This window comes from Streptomyces anandii JCM 4720 (assembly GCF_014650655.1).
GTDB lineage: Bacteria > Actinomycetota > Actinomycetes > Streptomycetales > Streptomycetaceae > Streptomyces > Streptomyces anandii.
In genome coordinates this window covers 114201-123892 of record NZ_BMVJ01000006.1, presented here as the reverse complement: position 1 = coordinate 123892, position 9692 = coordinate 114201, and the positions used below count along the sequence as shown (strand labels likewise).

The window sequence follows — 9692 nt, the reverse complement described above, 5'->3', positions numbered from 1 at the left end:
CCTGGTCGGCCAGGGTGCCCGCCACGGCGGCCGCCGTCTCGTACTTCAGCGGCGCCACGCCCACGAGGTTCTGCACGGCGACGTCCCGCTCGGCGTCGGTGAGCCCCTCGGCGGCGAGCTTGCGCAGCACGGTGAACAGGTCGTCCAGGGCCGGTCCGGTGTTCGGCGTGTCGACCGAGCCGCTGATCGCGAGCATCGCGGCGCCCGAACCGTCCGGCGCGGAGCGCAGCACCTGGCCGAACGCGCGCACACCGTAGGTGTAGCCCTTCTCCTCGCGCAGGACGCGGTCCAGGCGCGAGGTGAGGGTGCCGCCGAGGCAGTAGGTGCCCAGCACCTGCGCGGGCCACACGCGATCGTGCCGGTCGGAGCCGACGCGTCCGATGAGCAGCTGCGTCTGCACCGCACCGGGGCGGTCGACGACGACCACGCGGCCGGTGTCGTCGGCGGTCACCGGCGGCACGGGGCGCGGCTTGGCAGGGGTGCCGGTCCAGACGCCGAGGCTCTCGCCGAGCAGCTTCTCCAGGTCGAGGCCGTCGAGGTCGCCCACGATCACCGCGGTGGCCGTGGCGGGGCGCACGTGCCGGTCGTAGAAGGCGCGGACGGCCGCCGAGTCGATGGCGCGGACGGTCTCCTCGGTGCCCTGGCGCGGGCGCGACATGCGCGCGGTGGCCGGGAACAGCTCCTTGGAGAGCTCCTTGGCGGCGCGCCGGGAGGGGTTGGCCAGCTCGTGCGGGATCTCGTCGAGCCGGTTGCGCACCAGCCGCTCGACCTCGGAGTCGGCGAACGCGGGCGCCCTGAGCGCGTCGGAGAGCAGGCCGAGGGCCTTGGCCAGCCGGGAGGCCGGGACCTCCAGGCTCAGCCGTACACCGGGGTGGTCGGCGTGCGCGTCGAGGGTGGCGCCCGCGCGCTCCAGCTCGGCGGCGAACTCCTCGGCCGAGTGCTTGTCGGTGCCCTCGGAGAAAGCCCGCGCCATGATCGTGGCGACGCCGTCGAGGCCGGACGGCTCGGCGTCCAGAGGGGCGTCCAGGAGCACCTCCACGGCGACGACCTGCTGGCCGGGGCGGTGGCAGCGCAGCACCGTCAGGCCGTTGTCCAGCGTGCCGCGCTCGGGGGCCGGGAACGCCCACGGCCTGGCCTCGCCCGCCTGGGGGCGGGGGTGGAACTCCATCGTGGCGAGCTCGGTCACTTCGCCGCCTCCTCGGTGTCGTCGGTGGCCGCGGCGTCCGCGTCCGGTGCCTGTTCGGTGGCGTCGGCGGCGGTCGGCTCGTAGACGAGCACCGCGCGGTTGTCGGGGCGCAGGCGGGCCTTGGCGACCTCCCTGACCTCCTCGGGCGTGACCTCCAGGACGCGCTTGACGGCGGCCAGCGCGAGCTGCGGGTCGCCGAACAGGACGGCGTAGCGGCACAGTTCGTCGGCGCGGCCGGCGACCGTGCCGAGCCGGTCGAGCCACTCGCGCTCCAGCTGGGCCTGTGCGCGCTCCATCTCCTCGGCCGTGGGGCCCTCCTCGGCGAACCGGGCGAGCTCCTCGTCGATGGCGGCCTCGATGACGGGGACCTCGACATCGCCGGAGGTCTTGACGTCCAGCCAGCCGAGCGAGGGCGCCCCGGCCAGGCGCAGCAGGCCGAAGCCGGCGGCGACGGCCGTACGGTCGCGGCGGACCAGCCGGTTGTAGAGGCGGGAGGACTCGCCGCCGCCGAGGACGGTGAGCGCGAGGTCGGCCGCGTCGCACGCGCGCGTGCCGTCGTGCGGGAGCCGGTAGGCGGCCATCAGCGCGCGGGCCGGGACCTCCTCCTCGACGACCTCGCGCAGCTGCTCGCCGATCACGTCGGGCAGCGAGCCGTCGCGGGGCGCGGGCTTGCCGTCGTGGGACGCGATGGAACCGAAGTACTTCTCGATCCACGCGAGCGTCCGCTGCGGGTCGATGTCGCCGACGACCGACAGCACCGCGTTGTTGGGCGCGTAGTACGTGCGGAAGAACGCGCGCGCGTCCTCCAGGGTGGCCGCGTCCAGGTCGGCCATGGACCCGATCGGCGTGTGGTGGTACGGGTGGCCCTGCGGGTAGGCGAGGGCGGTCAGCCGCTCGAAGGCGGTGCCGTAGGGCACGTTGTCGTACCTCTGCCGGCGCTCGTTCTTGACCACGTCCCGCTGGTTCTCCATGGACTCCTCGTCCAGGGCCGCGAGCAGGGAGCCCATGCGGTCGGCCTCCAGCCAGAGGGCGAGCTCCAGCTGGTGGGCGGGCATGGTCTCGAAGTAGTTGGTGCGCTCGAAGCTGGTGGTGCCGTTGAGCGAGCCGCCCGCGCCCTGCACCAGCTCGAAGTGACCGTTGCCCTTGACCTGGGCGGAGCCCTGGAACATCAGGTGCTCGAAAAGGTGAGCCAGACCGGTGCGTCCCTTGACCTCGTGGCGGGAGCCGACGTCGTACCAGAGGCACACCGCCGCGACCGGGGTCAGGTGGTCCTCGGAGAGCACCACGCGAAGCCCGTTGGCCAGGCGGTGCTCGGTCGCTGTCAGGCCGCCGGAGCCTGCCTCGGCTGTGGCCGTGTGACCCATGGGCATGTACGTCCCTTCGATCGCTTGGCGGTCCGGAAACCGCCGTTTCCCTGCCGGTCCTGCCACTGTATGCAAGCGCGCGGACGCCTGGCGAAGTTCCCGGACGCCGTACGCCGAGAGCGAGACCCCGGGCGGCGCGCCGGACACGTACGGGACGCGGCCCGGTCCGGCCCGTGCGCCGGCGGGGTCCCGGCGAGACGGTCCCTGACCTGGGGGTCACCGGTGTGTCGGGGGCTTGGGACCGGCGGGGCGGGCGGCCGGTTGCCGGGGGCTGGTCGGTGTTGTCAGTGCGGCGGTCCACAATGGTCCGCGTCAGATCCGTCACTCGCTTCAGCAAGGAGCCGGCAGCGATGGCCCGCCGCAGCACCAAGAACCCGCCGCCCGACGACCCGTACGAGGAGAAGATCCTCGACATCGACGTCGTCGACGAGATGCAGGGCTCCTTCCTCGAGTACGCGTACTCGGTCATCTACTCCCGCGCCCTGCCGGACGCCCGGGACGGGCTCAAGCCGGTGCACCGCCGCATCGTCTACCAGATGAACGAGATGGGCCTGCGCCCCGACCGCGGCTACGTGAAGTGCGCCCGCGTCGTCGGCGAGGTCATGGGCAAGCTGCACCCCCACGGCGACGCGTCGATCTACGACGCGCTGGTCCGCCTGGCCCAGCCCTTCTCGATGCGCGTCCCCCTGGTCGACGGCCACGGCAACTTCGGCTCGCTGGGCAACGACGACCCGCCCGCCGCCATGCGGTACACCGAGTGCCGGATGGCCGAGGCGACGTCCCTGATGACGGAGTCCATCGACGAGGACACCGTCGACTTCGCGCCCAACTACGACGGCCAGGAGCAGGAGCCGGCCGCCCTGCCCGCCGCCTTCCCGAACCTGCTGGTGAACGGCGCCTCGGGCATCGCCGTCGGCATGGCCACCAACATGCCGCCGCACAACCTCGGCGAGGTCGTCGCCGCCGCCCGGCATCTGATCCGCTATCCGAACGCGGACCTGGACACGCTGATGAAGTACGTCCCGGGTCCCGACCTGCCCACCGGCGGCCGGATCGTCGGCCTGTCCGGCATCCGCGACGCCTACGAGAGCGGGCGCGGCACGTTCAAGATCCGCGCCACGGTGTCGGTGGAGACCGTGACGGCCCGCCGCAAGGGCCTGGTCGTCACCGAGCTGCCCTTCACGGTCGGCCCGGAGAAGGTGATCGCCAAGATCAAGGACCTGGTCGGCTCCAAGAAGATCCAGGGCATCGCCGACGTCAAGGACCTCACCGACCGCGAGCACGGACTGCGCCTGGTCATCGAGATCAAGAACGGCTTCGTGCCGGAGGCGGTCCTGGAGCAGCTCTACAAGCTGACCCCGATGGAGGAGTCCTTCGGCATCAACAACGTCGCCCTGGTCGACGGCCAGCCCCTGACGCTGGGCCTGAAGGAGCTGCTGGAGGTCTACCTCGACCACCGCTTCGACGTCGTACGCCGCCGCAGCGAGTACCGCCGCGGCAAGCGGCGCGACCGGCTGCACCTGGTCGAGGGCCTGCTCACCGCCCTGGTGGACATCGACGAGGTCATCCGGCTGATCCGTTCCAGCGAGAACTCCGCGCAGGCCAAGCAGCGCCTGATGGAGCGCTTCTCGCTGAGCGAGGTGCAGACCCAGTACATCCTCGACACCCCGCTGCGCCGCCTGACCAAGTACGACCGCATCGAGCTCGAGGCGGAGAAGGAGAGGCTCACCGCGGAGATCGAGGAGCTGACCCGCATCCTGGAGTCGGACGCGGAGCTGCGCAAGCTGGTCTCGGCCGAACTGGCCGCGGTCGCCAAGAAGTTCGGCAACCCGCGGCGCACGGTGCTGCTGGAGTCCGGCTCGGTGCCGGTGGCGGCGGTGCCGCTGCAGGTGGCGGACGACCCGTGCCGTGTGCTGCTCTCCTCCACGGGGCTGCTGGCCCGCACGGCCAACGGCGATCCGTTCGCCAAGGACGCCGACGGCAAGCGGCACAAGCACGACGTGATCGTCTCGGCGGTGCCCTCCACGGCCCGCGGTGAGGTGGGCGTGGTGACCTCGTCCGGCCGCCTGCTGCGGGTGAACGTCGTGGACCTGCCCCAGCTCCCGGAGACGGCGTCCGCGCCGAACCTCTCCGGCGGCGCGCCGCTCGCCGAGTTCGTCTCCCTGGCGGGCGACGAGACGGCGGTGTGCCTGACGACGCTGGACGAGTCCTCGCCGGGTCTGGCGCTGGGCACCGAGCAGGGTGTCGTCAAGCGCGTGGTCCCCGACTACCCGTCCAACAAGGAGGAGTTGGAGGTCATCACCCTCAAGGAGGGCGACCGGATCGTCGGCGCGGCCGAGCTGCGCACGGGCGAGGAGGACCTGGTCTTCATCACGGACGACGCCCAACTGCTGCGCTACCAGGCCTCGCAGGTGCGGCCGCAGGGGCGGCCGGCCGGCGGCATGGCGGGCGTCAAGCTCGCCGAGGGCGCCAAGGTCATCTCGTTCACGGCCGTCGACCCGGCCGCGGACGCGATCGTCTTCACGGTCGCCGGCTCGCGCGGGACACTCGACGACTCCGTGCAGACGACGGCGAAGGTGACCCCGTTCGACCAGTTCCCGCGCAAGGGCCGCGCCACCGGTGGCGTCCGCTGCCAGCGGTTCCTCAAGGGCGAGGACTGCCTGTCCTTCGCCTGGGCGGGACCCGTCCCGGCCCGGGCCGCGCAGAAGAACGGCAACCCGGCCGAACTCCCGGACATCGACCCGCGCCGCGACGGCTCGGGCGTCTCGCTGGCCAAGACGGTGGCAGCGGTCGCGGGACCGGCGTAGCGGGGGGCCTGGGGGCCTGGGCTCCAGGCGCGGGCCTTCGGGTCCGGGGCTTCGGGCGCAGGGCCTCCCGTCCGGGCGCGCGGGTGCGTCGGAAGTACCGAGCGTCGGCTCAGGGGCCCGCGGTTACGCGTCCTCCGGATCCAGGGACTCGGTGTACGCGTCCCGCGGGTACGGGTCTTCATGGTCCTGTCCGCCGCCGTCCGGCTCCTCGCCGTCGCGTACGTAGCGCAGGACGCCCCACATGCCGTGCTCGTCGGCGTGCGGGGCGTCGCTCTCGCACGCCCTGAGCTCCTTGCCGAGCGCCTCCGTGTCGATACCGGAGCCGATGAGCACGAGCTGGGTGAGCCGCGCGGGCCCGGAGGCCGGCCAGGGCTGCGGATAGAAGCGCAGGAAGCGGCCCACGGCGTGCACGAGGTAGCGGTTGCGCGTGTCGTGGGGCCCGAAGTCGACGTAACCCTTGATCCGGTACAGGCCCTCGGGCCGGCTGTCGAGGAACCGCATCAGCCGGCGCGGGTCGAGCGGCACGGCGGAGACGAAGGCCAGGCTGTCGTAGCCGGCGTGCGGATGCCCCGTGTGGTCCTCGGCTCCATCGTCCACCTGGGGCGCGGCCAGGTCGTCGAAGGACAGCTGGCCGATCCGCTCCTCGCTCGGCCTGCGGTCGAAGAGGAACTCGGGATCGACACGGCCGTGGCGGGCCGGCACGACCGCGGCCCCGTCGACGAGGGACCGTACGAGCCCGAGGACGCGCTCGCCGTCGGCGGCCCGGTCGAGTTTGTTGACGACGACGAGGTCGGCGAGCGCGAGGTGCCGGTCGACCTCGGGGTGCCGGGCGCGGGTGTCGTCGAACTCGGCGGCGTCGACGACCTCGACGAGCCCGCCGTAGACGACTCGGGGGTTCTCGCTCGCCAGCACCATGCGGACCAGTTCCTGGGGCTCGGCGAGCCCGCTGGCCTCGATGACGACGACGTCGATGCCGGTGGCGGGAGCGGTGAGCCGGCCCAAGTAGTGGTCGAGTTCGCCCGCGTCGACCGCGCAGCACAGACACCCGTTGCCGAGCGAGACCGTGGAGTCCCCGAGCGCTCCGGCGACGGCCATGGCGTCGATCTCGATCGCGCCGAAGTCGTTGACGATCGCGCCGATGCGGGTGCCGCCGCTGTGGTGCAGGAGGTGGTTGAGGAGCGTGGTCTTGCCGGAGCCGAGGAATCCGGCGAGCACGACGACGGGTATCTGCGGCACGCTCGCCTCCGCGCCCGGAGGGGCCTCCGTGCTTGTCTGCGGCCCCTGACCCGGGCTCGGCTGGCTCACCGTACGACCTCTCTCACGCCGACGCGTGCACCGGCTCACATCCGCGGTGCACCTGGGGGAATGGAATGCCGACCCAGGATACGAGCCGCCGGAATCCGGTTGTGGTGAACGATTGTTAGCAGCACACGCGGGGCAGACGATGGACATGGCGCCGGACCGTGCGACCCTCGCTTCCCTCCGTGCGCCTCCTCTCCGCCTCCCCGCCGATCAGAGCCGCTCGGCACCCTGGGAGACGGCAAGCGCCGCCCACCGCTCGCCGGTCCCCGTCACCCGCCCCACGCCCCGACGACCGGCGGACGGCCGCCTGGATCGGGGGTTGACATGACCACACAGAGTTCCGGAGTACGGAGGATCGTTTCGGCATTCAAAGCGGGGTTCGCTGCCGTTACCGGGTCCGTCTCCGCACCGGCATCAAGGCACCGGCGCAGAGTCGCCCTCACCGAACAGCACCGGCTCCATTTCGACCTGCTCTGCAAAGCGATGGACGACCCCGCACTGACCGCGGTTCTCGACACCTACGAGACCGAGATACCCCTGGAGAAGCAGCGCCAGTTCCTCTTCGCGAACGCTCTCTACATCAACGCCCTCCATTTCCACCGGATCGGCGCCATGTCCCGCGGCGAGTTGTACGGGCATCTGCGGGTCATGGGGCAGAACCAGGTGTTCCGGGAGTACTGGGAGGCGACCCGGCATCATCGCAAGAGCCTGCCGGTGACCTCGGAGGAGTACGCGCTCGGGCTGATGATGGACGATCTGATCCAGGAACTGACCGACTCGGACTCCGACGAGTGGTGGGTCGTCGGCGAGCCGCCGGACGAACCGGAATAAGCGGCGCCCTTTTCCCGCGGGACACCCTTACCGGCGCACACCGGACGCAGCGCGGAAACGGGCCATTCGCTCCGCCTGGCCGTACCGGTCAAGGCCCGTGGCGGAATTTCACTCAGTCGCCGGGTGAGAAGTCGCTCAACTCACGGTCCGGAGTGGATATCTTGTCGCCTGGCCCTCTCCGGGCACTCCGGCGAACACCCGCACGCCCGGAGACAGATCGCTCCGTTCAGACACCGGTTCGGAGATGCAGGCTCGGAGGAAGAACCATCCCTTCGAGCTGTGAGGCGGTATCTCTCGGTGAAGATCGTGCGACGTGTCGGGGCCTCGCCCCGGGAGCGCGGCAGTGCAACGGGCCAGACGTGCCCCGACATCTTCGAGCTCAGCAACGGTGACTTCGCGGTGGTGGGACGCGAAGCCACCGCGGAGCTCGACCCCGAACTGCCGGCCGACGCCGCACGGGCCGACTACGAGCGGATCGTGGTCATCACACGCGAGACCCTGGTCCGCGCCAAGCACGACATCCCCGAGGCCTGACGAGCCGGTTCACCTGCCGCGCCGCGCCCGGCATCCGCACCCGACATCACGCGCGCCGTCTCCCGGCGCGTCAGGCCGCGTGCGGCACCGCCACCGGGGCCGTCGGGCCGACGTAGCGCGCGACCGGGCGGATGATCTTCGGGTCCTCGGCCTGTTCGAGGATGTTGGCGCTCCAGCCCACCACCCGGGCCGCCGCGAACGTCGGGGTGAACATCTCCCGTGGCAGACCGCACAGTTCCATGACCACGCCGGCGTAGAACTCCACGTTCGTGTGGAGTTCGCGCCCGGGTTTGAGCTCGGCGAGGATCGCCTCCACCCGGCGCTCGACCTCCACGGCGAACTCCACGCGCGGGCCGCCGAAGGCCCGGGCCGTCTCCCGGAGCATGCGGGAACGCGGGTCCTCGGTGCGGTAGACGGCGTGCCCGAAGCCCATGATGCGGTCGCCGGCGAGGACGCGTTCACGGATCCAGGGGTCGATGCGGTCGGGCGTGCCGATGGCGTCCAGCGTGTCCAGTGCGCGGCTCGGCGCGCCGCCGTGGAGTGGCCCCGACAGCGCCCCTACGGCGGCCACGAGGCACGCGGCCACGTCCGCTCCGGTGGACGCGACGACCCGCCCGGTGAAGGTTGACGCATTGAAGCCGTGATCAATGGTTGAGATCAGGTATTGCTCGACGGCACGGGTCCGCTCCGGCTCCGGCTCGCGACCGTTCAACATGTACAGGTAGTTGGCCGCGTAGGACAGGTCCTCGCGGGGCGGCACGGGTTCGAGGCCCCGCCCGAGCCGATGGAGCGCGGTGAGCAGGGTGGGTACGGCCGCGCACGCCACCAGTGTGTCCTGCCGCCGACGGTCGGCGTCGATGTCGTACACCGGGCGGAAGCCCTGGGCCGCGCCCAGCAGCGACAGCGCGGTACGCAGCCCGGAGAGCGGCCCGGAACGCGCGCTCGCCGCCGCTACGGCGGGCAGCGCGCCGCCGACCTCCTCGGGCAGCCGGCGCAGCGCGGCGGTCCGCGCCGCGAAGTCGGCGGCCTGCCGGGCGTCCGGCAGTTCACCGTGGACCAGCAGGTACCAGACGTCCTCGAAGCGGCGGGTGCGCGCGAGTTCGACGGCGGAGTACTGGCGGTAGTGGTAGAAGCCCTCGAGCCCCCTGACGTCACCGATTCGGGTGTCGGTGACCACGACTCCGGCGAGACCCCTCGGCGCGTCGACGAGAGTGGCCGCGGCCCTGTTGACGGACATGTTTCCTCCCTGGACTTGATTCGAATGTCCATGCTTGACTCATGCGCTGTCAATATTGATTGAATCAATATGCATCTTTACCGAGCGGACGGATACGGTGACCCCATGCGCGATCAAGTAGCCCCCGGCGGCCCCGCGGAACGGCGGCTGACGACCAAGGAGACCGCCGAGGCGCTGGGCGTGAAGCCCGAGACCGTCTACGCGTACGTCAGCCGCGGTCAGCTGAGCAGCCGCCGCGAGGCGGGCGGGCGCGGCAGCACCTTCGACGCCGCCGAAGTCGAGGCGCTCGCCCGCCGCAACAGGCGTGACGGCGGCGGCGGTTCGGGCTCCGGCGGCGAACTGTCCGTGCGCACCCGCATCACGCTCATCGACCAGGACCGGTACTACTTCCGGGGAGTGGACGCCACCGAGCTGGCCGCGCGGCACACCTA

At 71.6% G+C, this 9692-nt stretch carries 8 protein-coding genes; 4 read left to right on the top strand and 4 right to left on the bottom strand.

Features of this window, described 5'->3' with window-relative positions; translation table 11 throughout:
- Positions 1-1186, bottom strand: a 1186-nt coding sequence (locus tag IE249_RS13310; protein WP_229858351.1) for a M16 family metallopeptidase, incomplete at its 3' end; no start/stop codon positions are given.
- Positions 1183-2556: a M16 family metallopeptidase gene (locus tag IE249_RS13305; RefSeq protein ID WP_189705024.1), complete on the bottom strand. Its 1374-nt coding sequence runs from the start codon at positions 2554-2556 to the stop codon at positions 1183-1185. The genes IE249_RS13305 and IE249_RS13310, both read right to left, overlap by 4 nt.
- A gap of 344 nt (positions 2557-2900) precedes the next feature.
- Between IE249_RS13305 and IE249_RS13300 the strand changes: the two genes are divergently transcribed.
- On the top strand, positions 2901-5357 hold the full coding sequence (locus IE249_RS13300; protein WP_189705023.1) for a DNA gyrase/topoisomerase IV subunit A: 2457 nt from the start codon (positions 2901-2903) through the stop codon (positions 5355-5357).
- 123 nt (positions 5358-5480) lie between these two features.
- Here the strand turns inward: IE249_RS13300 and IE249_RS13295 are convergent, their stop codons facing one another.
- The gene (locus IE249_RS13295; RefSeq protein ID WP_189705022.1) at positions 5481-6593 is read right to left on the bottom strand and encodes a CobW family GTP-binding protein; all 1113 of its coding nucleotides are present in this window, start codon (positions 6591-6593) and stop codon (positions 5481-5483) included.
- Positions 6594-6983: 390 nt separating this feature from the next.
- Between IE249_RS13295 and IE249_RS13290 the strand changes: the two genes are divergently transcribed.
- Both IE249_RS13290 and IE249_RS13285 read left to right on the top strand, forming a co-directional pair.
- Positions 6984-7490 carry a DUF6082 family protein gene (locus tag IE249_RS13290; protein ID WP_189705021.1) on the top strand — a complete coding sequence of 169 codons (507 nt, stop codon included), beginning with the start codon at positions 6984-6986 and terminating at the stop codon, positions 7488-7490.
- A 297-nt stretch (positions 7491-7787) separates the two neighbouring features.
- A complete protein-coding gene (locus IE249_RS13285) occupies positions 7788-8024 on the top strand; it encodes a hypothetical protein (RefSeq protein ID WP_189705020.1) in 237 nt (78 codons plus the stop codon).
- A 70-nt stretch (positions 8025-8094) separates the two neighbouring features.
- Here the strand turns inward: IE249_RS13285 and IE249_RS13280 are convergent, their stop codons facing one another.
- On the bottom strand, positions 8095-9261 hold the full coding sequence (locus tag IE249_RS13280; RefSeq protein WP_189705019.1) for a citrate synthase/methylcitrate synthase: 1167 nt from the start codon (positions 9259-9261) through the stop codon (positions 8095-8097).
- A gap of 105 nt (positions 9262-9366) precedes the next feature.
- Between IE249_RS13280 and IE249_RS37125 the strand changes: the two genes are divergently transcribed.
- Positions 9367-9692: helix-turn-helix transcriptional regulator (locus IE249_RS37125; protein WP_229858349.1), on the top strand; the 326-nt coding region annotated here is incomplete at its 3' end.